The sequence below is a fragment of the Mycolicibacterium rutilum genome (assembly GCF_900108565.1).
GTDB classification, from domain to species: domain Bacteria; phylum Actinomycetota; class Actinomycetes; order Mycobacteriales; family Mycobacteriaceae; genus Mycobacterium; species Mycobacterium rutilum.
In genome coordinates, this window is sequence record NZ_LT629971.1 from 1,364,379 (window position 1) to 1,378,474 (window position 14,096).

Sequence of the window (14,096 nt, forward strand, 5' to 3'; positions counted from 1 at the left end):
CGCCCGATTCGATCTCTCGAAGTTCAACATGCCGGCCACCGACCGCGTGGTGTTCAACCTCACCTTTCAAGCGCCACGGTTCAGATAGCACAACGGGGGAGGGTGAAAATCGGCCCCGGCGCGCCATGGGTAGCACGATCCAATGCCGCGCAATTGCTCGATATGGTGTTGGCAGCATATGGCTCTAAAGCCATACTTGTGGACATGGACGTCGACGGACCCTCGAGTTCTTCGACTGGCTGGACCGCACCGAAGACAAGGCCCGAAACGGGGACGAACCCCCAGACGGCTACTGGCCCGCGCAGTTGACGCGCTCAAACAACTGCGAACGCTCGAACAGGCACCGACCGAAGACACACCCGACCTAAGAGGAGTATGACAATCGAAGATTCGCCGGGCGCACAGCCCACCCCTTCGATCGCGAAATCGCCTTCCGCTTGATCTGCTTCTGGTTTCTACCGCACAGCACCACCGTCGTAGTTGCGCTCTTCGCCGCCGACAAAGCCCGCATGGGCGACGTCTTCTACAACAGCGTCGGAAGCCGGGCCGACGCCGCAATATCCATATGGCTTCACGAAACCAAGGAGGACCACGATGAGTGATGAAGGCAAGACGTTCCGTCGGATGAACAACAGGATCGACGAGCTGGTCGCAGATCCCCTCATCGCGGACAACGTGCGCAGCTACGCGGCTGAACGCGAAAACGTAAACCGGGTCTACGCCGAAGGTCTGGCCGACATCCGCCGCGCAGGAAACCTTACGCAACAACAGATCGCGGAGGCCTTGAGCACCGACCAAGGCACCGTGTCACGCATCGAGCGACGCCACGACCTTCTCCTATCGACGCTGCGCGACTATCTCAAAGCCGCAGGCATCGAGCATTCACGAATCGTCGTAGAACGCGACGGAGTCGAAATCAGCATCGACCTCGACACTTTCGCCCAGTAGTAAGAGACCACGACCTGCTTCAACTTGGCCAGCCTAGAGGTCGTCGACGATCAACGAGCGCGACATCAGCCACAAGGTGTCGGGATTGCCGTCGACGAGGTGCGCTCCTCGTCCGTGTTGGCGGCCTGGGCGGCCTCTCGTATGGCCAAACGCCGCAAAGCCGCTCGTTCGTTCATGTCGGCCCTCGCAGTCGGACCCCGAAGCACGCGTCCATCTTCGAGGACGATCCAGCCTGAAACCACCAACCACGGCAGGCTCTTGAGCACATCCGCCTCGCCGCGAAAGATTCGCTGCACTCGAGCATTTCGGAGGAAATCCGCAAACTCTTTGATGGTCGGGTTGTGTTTGTGCTTGTACCTAAACCTTGCGACCGCGCCAGCAACACGACGGCCCATGTCACGCGGCTGTCTAACTCGCAGCTTTTGTCCGGGTGATGCCAGGTAGGTTGGCCCAACGCGAAGCGACCGCGGCTCGTCCGAGTAGGCCAGCCAGCCGCGACCGGCAGCGCGCGCCATCAATGCCTCCATTCGCGGGTGCAAGCCGGGAAGCCTCTCTTGTTCAAGGAAATTCAACACGTCCGGTGAGTCGAAGACTTCCCTCCAGGAGGGGGCGGCAGCGCCCGAGCACCAACGCAGATAGAGCAGGTCACCGACAACTCGACCGAATCGATCGACATACTCGAGGCTTGGCGCAGGCGAGCAATCATGCAGTGTCTCAACCATTTCAACCTCGCAATCGGGTCTCCCGTGCCCTACTAGTAGTACTAGACGATACCGCACTGCGCCCGGAATCGGCGGCATTAACACGCTTGTGAAGACCGAAAGTTGCTGGCGTACAGTCAAAAACGCTTAGAGAGCCTGTTGTTTCGCGCGCCACTGCCGGACTATCGCGGTAGCCTCCGATCGACCGACTTTTCTGTCGCGGAAGCGCTCGTAGATGGTCCCGAGGCGGGGATCGATACGTCCGCCGTGCCCGATACAAAGGCCCGCCTCGCCCGGACTAATGCCACAACCTGCTAGTTCGACAGCAATGTCTGGACGCTGGCCATCACTGAGCCGGATCCACTTGATTACTAGAGATTCATCGTCTCCAAGACCGTTTAGTTGTGCTTCAGCCCACCGCTTGCTGAGTCCTGCGGCCTTTTTCAGTTCCCGTACGAAGTATCCACTCGCCGGTGCGGCGAGATGTTCTGGCCGCTGCGGAACGACAACATCGTCGAGTAGCGCCTGCAGGATCGGTGGATGCCATCGCGCAACCTTGTTCTGGCCCTTAACCTTCGACCGAGCTCGAGCCTTCGCAAGTTCACTCTCGAAACCTGTGTCGTCTTCGCCTGTCGCAAGCTCCGCCGAGTGGCCATACATCCCCGGACTGAGCGTCGCGTCTGGGTTTGGCCCAGTGCTGACGGTCCCAAACTCGCGCAGAAGGGCGCGGACGACCGGCGCCTCTAACTGGCTAGCCGCCGACTTCACGAACTCGCCGCGCCGATTCAACTCGGCGAGCAGCTGCCGAGGCGTCCAACCCAACTCACGGGCCAGTTCGCGCACTCGGACCTTCTGCCGTGGCGGAGGGTTTAGTTTCACCGGCTAACCAACTTGTTAAACAATTAGGGATCGTTTGTTAATTTCCGTTGCATCTCGACAACAAGAGTCTACTGCTTGGCCATGTTCGCGAAGCGGCTCAAATGCAGTTGGTGCGCAACGGTAATCGTCTTCGTCGGGCCGTTACGGTGCTTGCCGAGAATCAGGTCCGCTTCACCACCGCGCGGGTCGTCCCGCTCGAATGCATCCGGCCGATGCAAAAGTATGACCATATCGGCATCCTGCTCCAGCGACCCGCTTTCGCGCAGGTCAGACACCATTGGCTTCTTGTCCGTGCGCTGCTCCGGACCGCGGTTCAGCTGGCTGATCGCCACCACGGGGACGTCGAGTTCCTTGGCCATCAGCTTGAGGCTTCGCGAGAAATCCGACACCTCCTGTTGGCGCGACTCGTACTTCTTGCCCGATGTCATCAGCTGCATGTAGTCGACGACGATCAGCTTCAGGCCCTTCTTCTGCGACAGCCGGCGCGCCTTCGCGCGGATCTCCATCATCGTCAGGTTCGGCGAGTCGTCGATATACAAAGGGGCTTCGCTGATTTCGCTCATCCGGCGCGCCAGTCGAGTCCAGTCGTCGTCGCTCATCCGACCCGAGCGCATGTCGGCCAGCTTGATCTTCGCTTCGGCCGACAACAGCCGCATCACGATCTCCGACTTGCTCATTTCCAGCGAGAAGATCACGCTCGGCAGTTGGTGCTTGATCGAGCACGACCGCATGAAATCCAGTCCGAGCGTGGACTTCCCGACGCCCGGCCGCGCGGCGATGATGATCATCTGCCCGGGGTGCAGGCCGTTGGTCACCTCGTCGAGTTCGACGAAGCCCGTCGGCACACCGCGCGCCAACCCGCCCTGCGAGGCGATCGCGTCGATCTCGTCCATCGTCGGCTGCAGGATCTCCTCCAGCACCACGAAGTCCTCGGCCGCTCGCCGCTCGGTGACGTCATAGATCTCTGACTGCGCGCGGTCGACGATGTCGTTGACATCCGCGCCGTCGGCGCCGGCGTACCCGTACTGCACGACGCGGGTGCCCGCCTCGACCAGTCGGCGCAGCAGCGCCTTCTCGGCGACGATGCCGGCGTAGAAGCCCGCATTGGCCGCCGTCGGCACCGTCGAGATCAGGGTGTGCAGATACGGCGCCCCACCGATGCGGCGCAGCAGTCCGCGCCGGTCCAGCTCCGCGGCCACGGTCACCGCGTCGGCCGGTTCACCGCGGCCGTAGAGGTCGAGAATCGCGTCGTAGACGTTCTGGTGCGCGGGGCGGTAGAAGTCCCCGGGCCGCAGGCGCTCGAGCACGTCGGCGATGGCGTCCTTGCTCAGCAGCATCCCGCCCAGCACGGCCTGCTCGGCGGCCTGGTCCTGCGGGGGCTGGCGTCCGAAGTCCTCGCTCGGCGGCGGCGCATCCATATCCGAATGACCCAAGTCATCCACGACAGCCACGAAGCGGCTCACCCCCTTTATTCACTATCGAACGTGCATTCGATACTGCACATCGCGACTGTAAGCACCGACCCCGACAAATTCTCGGGATCGCCCGCCGACGGCCTACGCTAGACGTTGCTGGCGAGGGTGCAACCCGGCCCTGTTCATAGCCCTGTGGATCGCGTGTGGATAGCTCTGGACAGCCATGTTGAGTCGTTGTGGACAACCTGTTGATCAACCACATCACTTACTGCATCTTCGCAGCTAGGGGCACCATAAACCGGCGGGGATGCTGTGCATGAGAATTGCTCCGGCGTGTCGCCCTGGGTTGCCGGGTCGGGCGTGTTGTATTGCCGCCGGGGGGCCCGCAGGTTAACAGCTCGTAAGCTTCGCTGCGGGCTAACGATCAACAGGAGTTCGCCAGCGCGCACAGCAACGGCCGGGTGGAGGCGTATCGCGCCTCGACCCGGCCGTATTGACGCTGTCGTTACTGTCCGGCGACGACCTCGAGCGAAACCGCAGCAGCGATCTCGGGGTGCAGCCGCACCGCGATCGGGTGCGTGCCCGTCGTCTTGATGTGCGCCTTGGGCAGCTGAACGGTGCGCTTGTCCAGGTTCGGCCCGCCGGCGCTCTTGATCGCGGCGACGACGTCGGCCGTCGTCACCGAGCCGAACAGCTTGCCGCTGTCGGAAGCCGCCTTGACCGACAGCTGCACCGGGCCGAGGCCCTCGATCGCCGTCTTGAGTTCCACGGCGTGCTCGCGGCCCTTGATGGCCTTCTGCTCGCGCGCCCGACGGATCTCCTCGGCCTGGCGCTCCGCACCGCGGGACGCCGTGACGGCCAGCCCGCGCGGCACCAGATAGTTGCGGCCGTAGCCGTCCTTGACCTCGACGATGTCGCCCTGCACACCCAGGTGTTCGACGTCGGCGGTGAGAATCAGTTTCATCTTCTGTGTCCTGCCTATCGCGTCGACGAGCTGAACGGCAGCAGCGCGACCTCGCGGGCGTTCTTCACGGCGATCGCGATATCACGCTGGTGCTGAACGCAATTGCCGGTCACGCGGCGCGCGCGGATCTTGCCGCGCTCGCTGATGTACGTGCGCAGCAGCGCGGTGTCCTTGTAATCGATGGTCTGCCCCTTCTTGGAGCAGAACACGCACTTGCGGGTCTTGACCGGCTTCTCGGGAGCCGGCCGCCTCTTGGTCGAGGACTTGGCCATGTGTCTTTCTCTCTCTTACTTCTTTTCGCTGATCAGTGGTGGATCAGAAGGGTGGCTCGTCGTCGGCGCCGGAGAACGAACCCGATGCCGGGGCGCTGCCCCACGGATCGTCCTTCGGCTGCTCGGCCGGCCGCGAAGCTCCGCCGCCGCCGCCACCGCCGAATCCGCCGCCGCCTCCACCGCTGCGGCTGGCCTTGTTGACCTTCGCAGTGGCATAACGCAGCGACGGGCCGATCTCGTCGACCTCAACCTCGACGACGGTGCGCTTCTCCCCCTCGCGGGTTTCGAACGAACGCTGCTTGAGCCGGCCCTGCACGATGACCCGCGAACCGCGGGTCAGGCTCTCGGCGACGTTCTCGGCCGCCTCGCGCCAGATGTTGCAGCGCAGGAACAGCGCCTCGCCGTCCTTCCATTCGCCGCTCTGCCGGTCGTAGATGCGCGGTGTCGACGCCACGGTGAAGTTGGCGACGGCCGCACCCGACGGGGTGAAACGCAGTTCTGGGTCGGCGGTCAAGTTTCCGACGACGGTGATGGTGGTGTCACCAGCCACGATGTCCTCCTGGGCTTTGGCGGTGTGCGCGTGATAGTCGCAGGCGAGCCTACGGAAGCACTACGACGTGCACACCCCGTTCGGCTAGTGCTTGTCGGTCCGCATCACCTTGGTCCGCAGCACGGACTCGTTCAGGTTGAGCTGACGGTCCAACTCGGACACTGTCGCGGGTTCAGCCTTGACGTCGACGACGGCGTAGATGCCCTCGGCGTGCTTGGCGATCTCGTACGCCAACCGGCGCCGGCCCCAGATGTCGACCTTGTCGACGGAGCCGCCGTCCTTGCGGATGACGTTGAGAAACGTTTCCAGCGACGGAGCAACGGTGCGCTCGTCAAGGGTGGGGTCGAGGATGACCATGATTTCGTATGGACGCATGAAGACCTCATCACCTCCTACGGTCTGATCGGCCACGGACTGTCCGTGGCAGGAGGGTCGCCTGCGTCGGCAACCGGCCCAGGCTACAGGAAACCGCGCTGATCTGCGAAATCGTGCTGCGCGGCGACTTACGCTTCGACCATGTTCTCCGAGACGCGCTACGCGCTCAACGGAGACCTGCACGTCGCCTACCGCGCATCGGCACCCGGCGAGCGCGACGTCCTGTTCCTGTCGAATTGGTTCACCCATTGCGAGGTCGTGCCGGAGATGCCGTTGCTAAGCGGCTGGATCGAGGCCATGACCTCTCTCGGTCGGCTGATCTTTTTCGACCAACCCGGAACGGGCGCGTCCGACCCCGTCGCCCGGGGCGCCGAGGCCACGCTCGAGCAGTGGACCGACAGCATCAGCGCGGTGCTCGATGACCTCGGCAGCCCCGAGGCGGTCCTGATCGCCGTCGACGGAGCCTTCGCGACCGGTGCGCTGTTCGCGGCGACGCATCCGTCGCGCACAACCGCTCTGGTATCGCTCGAGGGGTACGCGGATGTGTTCGTCGACGACACCCGGACAGACGCGCGCACCGACATGCTGTCCCTGTGGGGAAGCGGCGAATTGCAGCGCCTGATCAACCCGGACATGCCCTGGAATGAAGAGATTCGGGCGTCATGGGCGCGGATGGAGCGGCTGGCGGCCAGCCCGGGAGTCGCGGCAACCATGCTGCCCTTCGTTGCGGAGATGAACGTCCGCGCCGTCCTTCCGAGCGTGCGCGTACCGACACTCGTCCTGCAGCACGCCGACGATCCGTACATCACTCCCGCGATGGGTCGCGACATCGCACACCTCATACCGGATGCGGAATATGTTGAGCTGCCCGGCAGTAACATGTACCACTTCGTCGAGCCGTGGCGCGAGTCGTTCCAGGTGATCGCCGAATTCGTCACGGGCGAACAGGCATCCGTCGCCGACGAGCGCGTGCTGGCGACGGTGCTGTTCACCGACATCGTGGACTCGACCCGTCGCGCGTCGACCATCGGCGACCGCGACTGGCACGCCCTGCTCGACGCCCACGACGCCGTCGTGCGCGCACAACTGACCCGTTACCGCGGCCGCGAAGTCAACCGAACCGGCGACGGCTTCCTCGCCATGTTCGACGGACCACAACGAGCCATCCGCTGCGCCATGGCCATTCGCGACGCCGTGCGCGCCCTCGGCATCGAAATCCGCGCCGGCCTGCACACCGGTGAATGCGAAGTCCGCGGCGACGACATCGGCGGCATCGGGGTGCACATCGGCGCACGCGTCAGCGCGCTTGCCGCACCCAACGAAGTCCTCGTCTCCAGCACCCTGCGCGACCTGGTCATCGGCTCCGGCCTGCAATTCGACGAGCACGGCACCCACGAACTCAAAGGCGTCCCCGGCGAATGGCGCCTGTACGCCGTCGCGACCTAATCAGTCGACACTGCGGACAGGTCGCGATTCTCGTCCGATTCGCGATCTGTGCGCAGTCTCGACGCGTCCGGGCGCAGCCAGTCCGGCAGCCATCGCGGCGGCGCGTCCGGCGCGCGGTTGAACACCCCGCCCGCCGGGTCGTCGACCTCACCGCCGGCCCGGACCAGGTCGAGTTCCGGGCGGTAGATCTGTCGAATCACCAACGCGCACAACCCGACCACCGCGATGTCGCGCAGCAACACCGTGATCGTGAACGGCTGCTCCGGCAGGCCCTTGTTCGCCTCGCCGTACAGGTAGAGCATCCGCGGCACCCACACCAGCGCGTCGATCGTCATCCACGCCAGCAGGATGCGCCGGTGCGGCAACGCCAGCACCGCCAGCGGCACCAGCCACAGCGAGAACTGCGGGCTCCACACCTTGTTCGTCAGCAGGAACGCCGCGACCACCAGGAACGCGATCTGCGCGACCCGCGGCCGCTGTTTGGCCGTCAGCGCGATGTATCCGATGGCGATGCAACACGATACGAACAGGATCGCCGAGACCGTGTTCGTCACCGTCGGCGGCTGCCAGAACCCCAGGTCGGGGTCGAACCCGCGCCATCCGGTGAACGACTTGATGACGTTGTAGATCGAATCCATGTCGTCGCCACGACGGGTGTTGAGCCGGAAGAACTCCGACCACCCTCGCGGGAACAACACCATGATCGGCAGGTTGACCACCAGCCACGCGCCGAACGCCGCCGCCGCGGTCTTGCCGACCTCGCGCAGCTTGCCGGTGCGCACCGCCAGCACCGCCAACGGCGCCAGCAGCAACAGCGGATACAGCTTGGCGGCCACACCCAGACCGATCAGCGCTCCGGCCAGCACGGGTTTTCGGCGAGCCCAGGCCAGCAGCGCACCGGTCGCGAAAGCCGTTGCCAGCGCGTCGAAGTTGGTGAAGATCTGGAAGATGACGATCGGCGACGCCGCCACCAGCGCCGCGTCCCACACCCGTCGCGGACCGGCCAGTCGCGACGTCGCCCACACCGTGATCAGCCACGCCAGGGCCAACCCGAACGCGGCGATGTTGAAGAACATCACCACCTCGGCGATGACCGGCACCGACACGAGCTTCGTCACCGCGGTGTAGGTCTTGGCCAACGACATCGACAGGTACTGGTAGATCCCGGTCAGCACCGGATACTCCATGTAGCGCACCGCGGTGTTGCCGTCGTACTGGATGTGCGGCTTGCCGGTGGCGTCCTTCTCCACCCAACTCGACTTGTACGGGAACTTCCCGAGATTGAGCAGTTCGGCGGTGTACAGCGGCACCGTGTCCGAGTAGCACAGCTGGAAGTAGGCGCGCTGGTTCTCCCAGTTGCCCACCCGCTGATCGGCCGGGCCGGTGCCGGTGCTCTGCAGGCACGCCGCCTTCGTCGAGTAGCCCAGCGCCAGGAACACCAGCGCGATGATCAGCATCACCCGCAGCGGCGTCAGGAACCGCTGCCTGCCGATCAACGCGTGCTTGCCGACCGGCCCGCCCACGACATCCGACAGCGCCGACCCGATGGTGTCGGTGCGGCTGGGCAGGTCACGGTTGCCGAAGCTGCGCCGGTCCTCTACGAGAGGAGCAGGCGAAACGAACTGCGGCGTAGCCGGTTTCGGCTCGCCGTGCTCCTCGCCCCCCACCTCGGTCACGGGGGCGGCGGCGGGGCGCCGGGCGCCAGCGGCGCCGGGGCACCGACCGGTCCGGGCGCCGGACCGGGAACGGGAGCGCCCGGTGGCGGCGGCGGAGCGACGGGAACCGTGGTCGGCGGGCCCCACGGGATCGTGATGCCCGGCGCGACCTCGATGGTCGGCTGGATGACCGTCTGCGACGGCGTCGGCGGCGCATCGGTCGGCGTCGTCGGTTGCGGCGGTGGCGGCGGGGCCTGCGGCACACCCGCGTAGCCACCGATCTCCTCAGGCTTGGGGAACGTCTCCTCGTCGGTGCCCTCCAGCGCGCCGTCCATCGTGGCCTTCCAGATGTCCGACGGCAGACCCGACCCGTAAACCGGTGAGCCCCACTTGTTCTCCAGCGGCTTCGTGCCGTCGGTGGTGCCCACCCACACCGCGGTCGACAGCGACGGGGTGTAGCCGACCATCCACGCGTCGCGGTTGTTGTCGGTGTCGCCGAGCTGGTTGGTGCCGGTCTTGGCGGCCGAGGGCCGGCCACCGGCCAGGGCGTGGCCGTTGGAGTAGGCGGCGATCGGCTGCATCGCGGAGGTCACGTTGTCGGCGACCTTCTTGTCGATGCGCTGCTCACCCGAGTTGTCCTGCTGCGACGCGTCGAAGAGCACCTCGCCCTCGGAGTTGACGACCTTCTGCACGAAGTGCGGCTTGTGGTACACCCCCGACGCCGCCAGCGTCGCGTACGCCGAGGCCATGTCGATGACGCGGGACTGGTACTGCCCCAGCACGATTCCGTTGTTCGGCGGTCCGCCCTGCCCGTCTTCGGACAGCGTGTGCTCGACACCGGGGAAGCTCTCGGCGATACCGGCCTGGTGCGCAGCCTCGGCGACGTCCTCGGGCCCGTTCTTGAGCTTGAGCATCAGCCGGTAGTAGCTGGTGTTCAGCGACCGCTTCAAAGCCTCGGCGATGTTGCAGGTGCCGCAGCTGTTGCCCTCGACGTTGGAGATCTTGATCCCGTTGACCTCCAGCGGGGAGCTGTCGACCTGATAGCCCAGGCCCATCCCCTGCTGCAGCGCCGCCACCAACGCGAACACCTTGAACGACGAGCCCGTCGGCAGGCCCGCCTGCGCGAAGTCGAAACCGTTGGCGTCGGTGCCGCCGTAGTACGCCTTCACCCCGCCGGTGCGCGGATCGATCGACACGATCGCGGTGCGCATGTCGGGGTCCTGGCCCTCCAGGTACTCCGAGGCGGCCTCCTCCGCGGCGGCCTGGGCCTTCGGGTCGATCGTCGTGGTGATCTGCAGACCCTCGGTGTTCAGCGACTGCTCGTTGATGTTGAACAGCTCGAGCAGTTCCTTCTGCACCTGCCGCTCGATGAGCCCGTTGGGTCCGGTGGTCTGGTTCTGCGTGCGCGCGAGGTCGGGCGGGACGGTCGCCGGGAACACCTGCGCGGCGCGTTCCTCCGGCGACAGCGCACCGATCTCGACCATGCCGTCGAGCACCCAGTTCCACCGTGCCGTCGCGCCTTCGAGGTTGACCGCCGGGTCCAGCCCCGACGGCCGCTGGATCAGCGCGGCCAACAGGGCGCCCTCGGCGACGTTGAGTTCCTCGACCGGCTTGTTGAAGTACGCCTTGGCCGCCGCGGCGACACCGTAGGAGCCCCGACCGAAATAGATGATGTTCAGGTAGGACTGCATCACCTGGTCTTTGGACCATTCGCCGGACATCTTCGTCGAGATGACGAGTTCCTTGGCTTTGCGGATCAGCCCGCCGACGCCGGCCCGCTCGGAGCCGACCAGCGCGTTCTTGACGTACTGCTGGGTGATCGTCGACCCGCCCTGCACGTCACCGCCGAACAGGTTGTTCTTCATCGCCCTCGCGAAGCCGGTGAACGAGAAGCCCGGGTTCGAGTAGAAGTCGCGGTCCTCGGCCGCCATCACCGCGTTGCGCACCTGCACCGGGATCTGGTCGATGTTGACGTCGACCCGGTTGCCTTCCGGCGGAACGATTTTCGCGAGCTCGCTGCCGTCGCTGGCCAGGATCGTGGACACCTGGTTCGTGCGGATGTCGCCGGGCTTGGGCACGTCGACGATCAGGTAGGCCATGCCGAACGTGATGATCGGCAGCACGATGAACACCGCGGCCATCGCGATCGCGCCGCGCCGCACCCACTTCCAGTTGATCTGCTTGGGCAGCCCGCGGCGCGGACCGGACGGGCCGCCTCCGGAGGATCCCCCGCCGCCGGGTGGGCGTCGCGGCGGTGGCGGCGGTCCGGGAGGCGGCGGCTTGGGCGCCGGGGTGCCGTCGAGCGCGGCCTTGACGACGTCGACGGGGTCGCGCAGGTGCGGCGGCCTGGCCTCACGCACCGGCGGGAGCACGGCGGTGTGGCGGTCGTCGGGTGGCACCGGCCGCTGCGGTGGGCGGCCCTGCCCGGCCGGGCGCTGCTGGGGCGCGTCGGCGGCCGGCCGGTGCCTGCCACCGCCGTCGCCGGTCCTGGGTCGCGGCGCGCTCACGCCATCAGCCTCGCGTCCGGAACGGACCTCGTTGACTGACCGGTCGTGGCGCCCTTCGCTATTCACTGGCCGTGCGCGCACGGTTGCGCGCCGTTCGAGTGCCGCGCGAACCCCCGGTCGGAGGGACCGCGCCGAGCACGTACGACTTGACCAGATGATTCCAGCTGCAGGTCCGGCATACCTCCACCACGTGTACTGAGAATTCGTCGTATCGGGACGCCAGCAGGACCAGCTCCTCTGCGGTCCGCGCGGAACCCGACACCGGGCCTAGATGATCGCCGAACACCCACGACACCAGCGTGAGCTGTTCCTTGCGGCAGATCGGACACATCACCGAACTCTGCTTGCCGTGGAACTTGGCGGCGCGCAGCAGGTAGGGATTGGCGTCGCAGACCTCCGAGACGCCGGTGCGGCCGGAATAGACCTCGGCCAGCAGGGACCGCCGCCGGAGCGCGTAGTCCACCACCTGTCGCTGCAATCGCACGAAGACCAGAGTACGTCGGCGATCCGACTGCGGAGGCGTGACGGCCCCGCGAACGCCGTCTCTAAGGTGTTTGAACTGGACATCCGACGGACCGACCCCTGGAGAACCGATGCTGGACGGGCGCGACTTCGCCCTCGACGGCGGACCGACCGGCGAGCACACCAGCCGCTTCGTCCGCGACCTGCCCGACAACTGGTGCTTCAGCGGCCGCGCGTTCGGCGGCTACACCTCGGCGCTCGCGCTGGCCGCGGTGTTCGAGCACAGCGGGCGCGCCGCGGCGGCGTCGCTGTCGGTGACGTTCGTCGAGGCCGGCACACCGGGTCCGCTCGAGATCGACGTGCGCACGGTGCGCGGCGGCCGCTCCGCCGCGGCGTACGAGGCCACGCTCAGCCAGGCCGGCCGCACGATCCTGTTCGCCGGCAGCTGGCTGTCCGACGGTTGGCTGGGACCGCCGTCGGTGGACGCGCCGGTTCCGTTCGAGCGCTACGGCACCCCGACCGCCGAGTTGCCCGACCCGGAGTCCTGCCCGTCGCTGGAGTGGATCGCGCAGACCTACCCGTCGCTGCGGTTCGCCCACCGGCGCGGCGTCGACTATCCGTCCGGGATCGGCGAGTTCGGCCGCCACCATCCGGAGGTCGCGCTGTGGGTCGCCACCGACGTCGGCACCGGCGGCGACGAACCGCTGCCCCATCCGCAGGTCGCCGACGTGCTGCACGCCGACGCCCACCTCTTCGACGCACCCGGCAAGGTATCCGGCTTCGTCGACGCGTGGCTGCTCAGCCTCGACCTGAACCTGGTGTGGCAGCCCGGGGCGCATCTGCTGCCGTCGACGTCCTGGCGTCTCCTGGAAGCGCGCGGCTCGGTGACCAGCGGCGCCTGCACCGCCTACGGCTCGCTGCGCGGGCCCGACGGATCCCTGCTCGCCGTGCTGACGTCACAGGGTCTCATTCGCTGATCTTTGCTTCTACGATCATCGTCGTGGCAACACGGCAGACGACCGGGACGCGGGCGAAAGACAGCGACCGCAACGACACGTGCCAGATCCTCGACAGCGCGCTGAGCGAGGGTCAGCTGTCGATGGCCGAGCACGGTGAGCGGGTCAAGGCGGCCACCACCGCGACGACGCTCGGCGACCTGCAGGCCCTGGTCGCCGACCTGCAGACCAACAACGCGCCCGTCCAACTACCGACGCTGCGCAAGCCCCGCAAGATGCCCGCGATGCGCAATGGCTGGGGCCTGCGGGTCGCGATGGCCGCCGTCCTCGTGGTGTTCGGCATCGCGGTCGGCTGGGGTCTGTACGGCAATACGCCGTCGCCGCTGAACTTCACCTCCGACCCGGGCGCCAAGTCCGACGGCGTGACGCCGGTGGTGCTGACCCCGCCGCGGCAGCTGCACTCGCTGGGCGGTCTGACCGGTCTGTTCGAGCAGATGAAGAAGCGCTTCGGCGACACCACCGGCTACCGGCTCGTCATCTACCCCGACTACGCGTCGCTGACCCGGCCCGACCCGACCGAGGAGCGGCGCGAGCTGAACTACACCTACCGCGGCGGCTGGGACGACCCGTCGACGAGTTCGAAGACCAGCGATGTGGCTGCCGATCTGGGCAAGTTCGACATGAAGGCCGTCGTCGGCGTGCTGCGCGGCGCACCGGAAACCCTCGGCATCAACCCGGCCGACGTCACGAATACCTATCTGAGCATCGATCCCGCCGACGATCCGACCGATCCCACCGCGCTGTCCATCGACATCTACGTCTCCAACGACTATGGCAGCGGCTCGATCGAGCTGGCCGCCGACGGCAGCGAGAAGGCAATTCGCTACCCCGACAGCTGACCGCGGGCGTTCCCGCCGTCGTCACCCTTTGTTCGCGCCGAATATATCGGGGCGATACTATGGTGCG

Annotated in this window: 14 protein-coding genes; 4 read left to right on the forward strand and 10 right to left on the reverse strand. The window is 66.2% G+C overall.

All coding sequences use genetic code 11. From position 1 onward, the window contains the following. Positions 1 to 594 precede the first annotated feature (594 nt). Positions 595 to 948 carry a type II toxin-antitoxin system RelB family anti-toxin gene (locus BLW81_RS06555; protein ID WP_083406485.1) on the forward strand — a complete coding sequence of 118 codons (354 nt, stop codon included), beginning with the start codon at positions 595 to 597 and terminating at the stop codon, positions 946 to 948. A 65-nt stretch (positions 949 to 1,013) separates the two neighbouring features. Here the strand turns inward: BLW81_RS06555 and BLW81_RS29270 are convergent, their stop codons facing one another. The 7 genes from BLW81_RS29270 to rpsF form a co-directional block, all read right to left on the reverse strand. Further along, positions 1,014 to 1,670, reverse strand: a complete 657-nt coding sequence (locus tag BLW81_RS29270; RefSeq protein WP_157897615.1) for a hypothetical protein — start codon at positions 1,668 to 1,670, stop codon at positions 1,014 to 1,016. Positions 1,671 to 1,796: 126 nt separating this feature from the next. Next, on the reverse strand, positions 1,797 to 2,492 hold the full coding sequence (locus BLW81_RS30125; RefSeq protein ID WP_407662320.1) for a translation initiation factor IF-2 N-terminal domain-containing protein: 696 nt from the start codon (positions 2,490 to 2,492) through the stop codon (positions 1,797 to 1,799). 104 nt (positions 2,493 to 2,596) lie between these two features. Further along, positions 2,597 to 3,979 (reverse strand): replicative DNA helicase, encoded by a 1,383-nt coding sequence (gene dnaB / locus BLW81_RS06565; protein ID WP_083410361.1) that lies wholly within the window; start codon positions 3,977 to 3,979, stop codon positions 2,597 to 2,599. A gap of 469 nt (positions 3,980 to 4,448) precedes the next feature. Then, the gene (gene rplI / locus BLW81_RS06570) at positions 4,449 to 4,907 is read right to left on the reverse strand and encodes a 50S ribosomal protein L9 (RefSeq protein ID WP_083406487.1); all 459 of its coding nucleotides are present in this window, start codon (positions 4,905 to 4,907) and stop codon (positions 4,449 to 4,451) included. 14 nt (positions 4,908 to 4,921) lie between these two features. Next, on the reverse strand, positions 4,922 to 5,179 hold the full coding sequence (rpsR, locus tag BLW81_RS06575; RefSeq protein WP_069414185.1) for a 30S ribosomal protein S18: 258 nt from the start codon (positions 5,177 to 5,179) through the stop codon (positions 4,922 to 4,924). Between the two features lie 43 nt (positions 5,180 to 5,222). Then, positions 5,223 to 5,729 carry a single-stranded DNA-binding protein gene (locus BLW81_RS06580; RefSeq protein ID WP_083406488.1) on the reverse strand — a complete coding sequence of 169 codons (507 nt, stop codon included), beginning with the start codon at positions 5,727 to 5,729 and terminating at the stop codon, positions 5,223 to 5,225. 84 nt (positions 5,730 to 5,813) lie between these two features. Next, positions 5,814 to 6,104 (reverse strand): 30S ribosomal protein S6, encoded by a 291-nt coding sequence (rpsF, locus tag BLW81_RS06585; protein ID WP_018603055.1) that lies wholly within the window; start codon positions 6,102 to 6,104, stop codon positions 5,814 to 5,816. A 141-nt stretch (positions 6,105 to 6,245) separates the two neighbouring features. Here rpsF and BLW81_RS06590 point away from each other — a divergent pair, with 141 nt between their 5' ends. Continuing rightward, the gene (locus BLW81_RS06590) at positions 6,246 to 7,550 is read left to right on the forward strand and encodes an adenylate/guanylate cyclase domain-containing protein (protein WP_083406489.1); all 1,305 of its coding nucleotides are present in this window, start codon (positions 6,246 to 6,248) and stop codon (positions 7,548 to 7,550) included. Here the strand turns inward: BLW81_RS06590 and BLW81_RS06595 are convergent. The 3 genes from BLW81_RS06595 to BLW81_RS06605 all read right to left on the reverse strand — a co-directional run bounded on the left by BLW81_RS06595 (position 7,547) and on the right by BLW81_RS06605 (position 12,196). After that, positions 7,547 to 9,226 carry a glycosyltransferase family 87 protein gene (locus BLW81_RS06595; protein ID WP_083410362.1) on the reverse strand — a complete coding sequence of 560 codons (1,680 nt, stop codon included), beginning with the start codon at positions 9,224 to 9,226 and terminating at the stop codon, positions 7,547 to 7,549. The genes BLW81_RS06590 and BLW81_RS06595 overlap by 4 nt on opposite strands. Next, entirely contained in the window at positions 9,223 to 11,604 is a 2,382-nt protein-coding gene (locus BLW81_RS06600) for a transglycosylase domain-containing protein (protein WP_157897900.1), read from the reverse strand. The genes BLW81_RS06595 and BLW81_RS06600 overlap by 4 nt, the downstream gene beginning before the upstream one ends. 166 nt (positions 11,605 to 11,770) lie before the next feature. After that, the gene (locus BLW81_RS06605; RefSeq protein WP_083406491.1) at positions 11,771 to 12,196 is read right to left on the reverse strand and encodes a DUF5318 domain-containing protein; all 426 of its coding nucleotides are present in this window, start codon (positions 12,194 to 12,196) and stop codon (positions 11,771 to 11,773) included. Between the two features lie 109 nt (positions 12,197 to 12,305). Here BLW81_RS06605 and BLW81_RS06610 point away from each other — a divergent pair, with 109 nt between their 5' ends. After that, entirely contained in the window at positions 12,306 to 13,151 is an 846-nt protein-coding gene (locus tag BLW81_RS06610; protein WP_083406492.1) for a thioesterase family protein, read from the forward strand. A 23-nt stretch (positions 13,152 to 13,174) separates the two neighbouring features. Then, positions 13,175 to 14,029, forward strand: a complete 855-nt coding sequence (locus BLW81_RS06615) for a DUF1707 SHOCT-like domain-containing protein (protein WP_083406493.1) — start codon at positions 13,175 to 13,177, stop codon at positions 14,027 to 14,029. The last annotated feature ends 67 nt before the right edge of the window (positions 14,030 to 14,096 follow it).

Excerpts from the sequence above, each read along its gene's own strand:
- rplI (WP_083406487.1), bottom strand. The coding sequence starts at position 4,907 with ATGAAACTGATTCTCACCGCCGACGTCGAACACCTGGGTGTGCAGGGC.
- BLW81_RS29270 (WP_157897615.1), bottom strand. The coding sequence starts at position 1,670 with ATGGTTGAGACACTGCATGATTGCTCGCCTGCGCCAAGCCTCGAGTAT.
- BLW81_RS06590 (WP_083406489.1), top strand. The coding sequence starts at position 6,246 with ATGTTCTCCGAGACGCGCTACGCGCTCAACGGAGACCTGCACGTCGCC.
- rpsF (WP_018603055.1), bottom strand. The coding sequence starts at position 6,104 with ATGCGTCCATACGAAATCATGGTCATCCTCGACCCCACCCTTGACGAG.
- BLW81_RS06555 (WP_083406485.1), top strand. The coding sequence starts at position 595 with ATGAGTGATGAAGGCAAGACGTTCCGTCGGATGAACAACAGGATCGAC.
- BLW81_RS06610 (WP_083406492.1), top strand. The coding sequence starts at position 12,306 with ATGCTGGACGGGCGCGACTTCGCCCTCGACGGCGGACCGACCGGCGAG.
- rpsR (WP_069414185.1), bottom strand. The coding sequence starts at position 5,179 with ATGGCCAAGTCCTCGACCAAGAGGCGGCCGGCTCCCGAGAAGCCGGTC.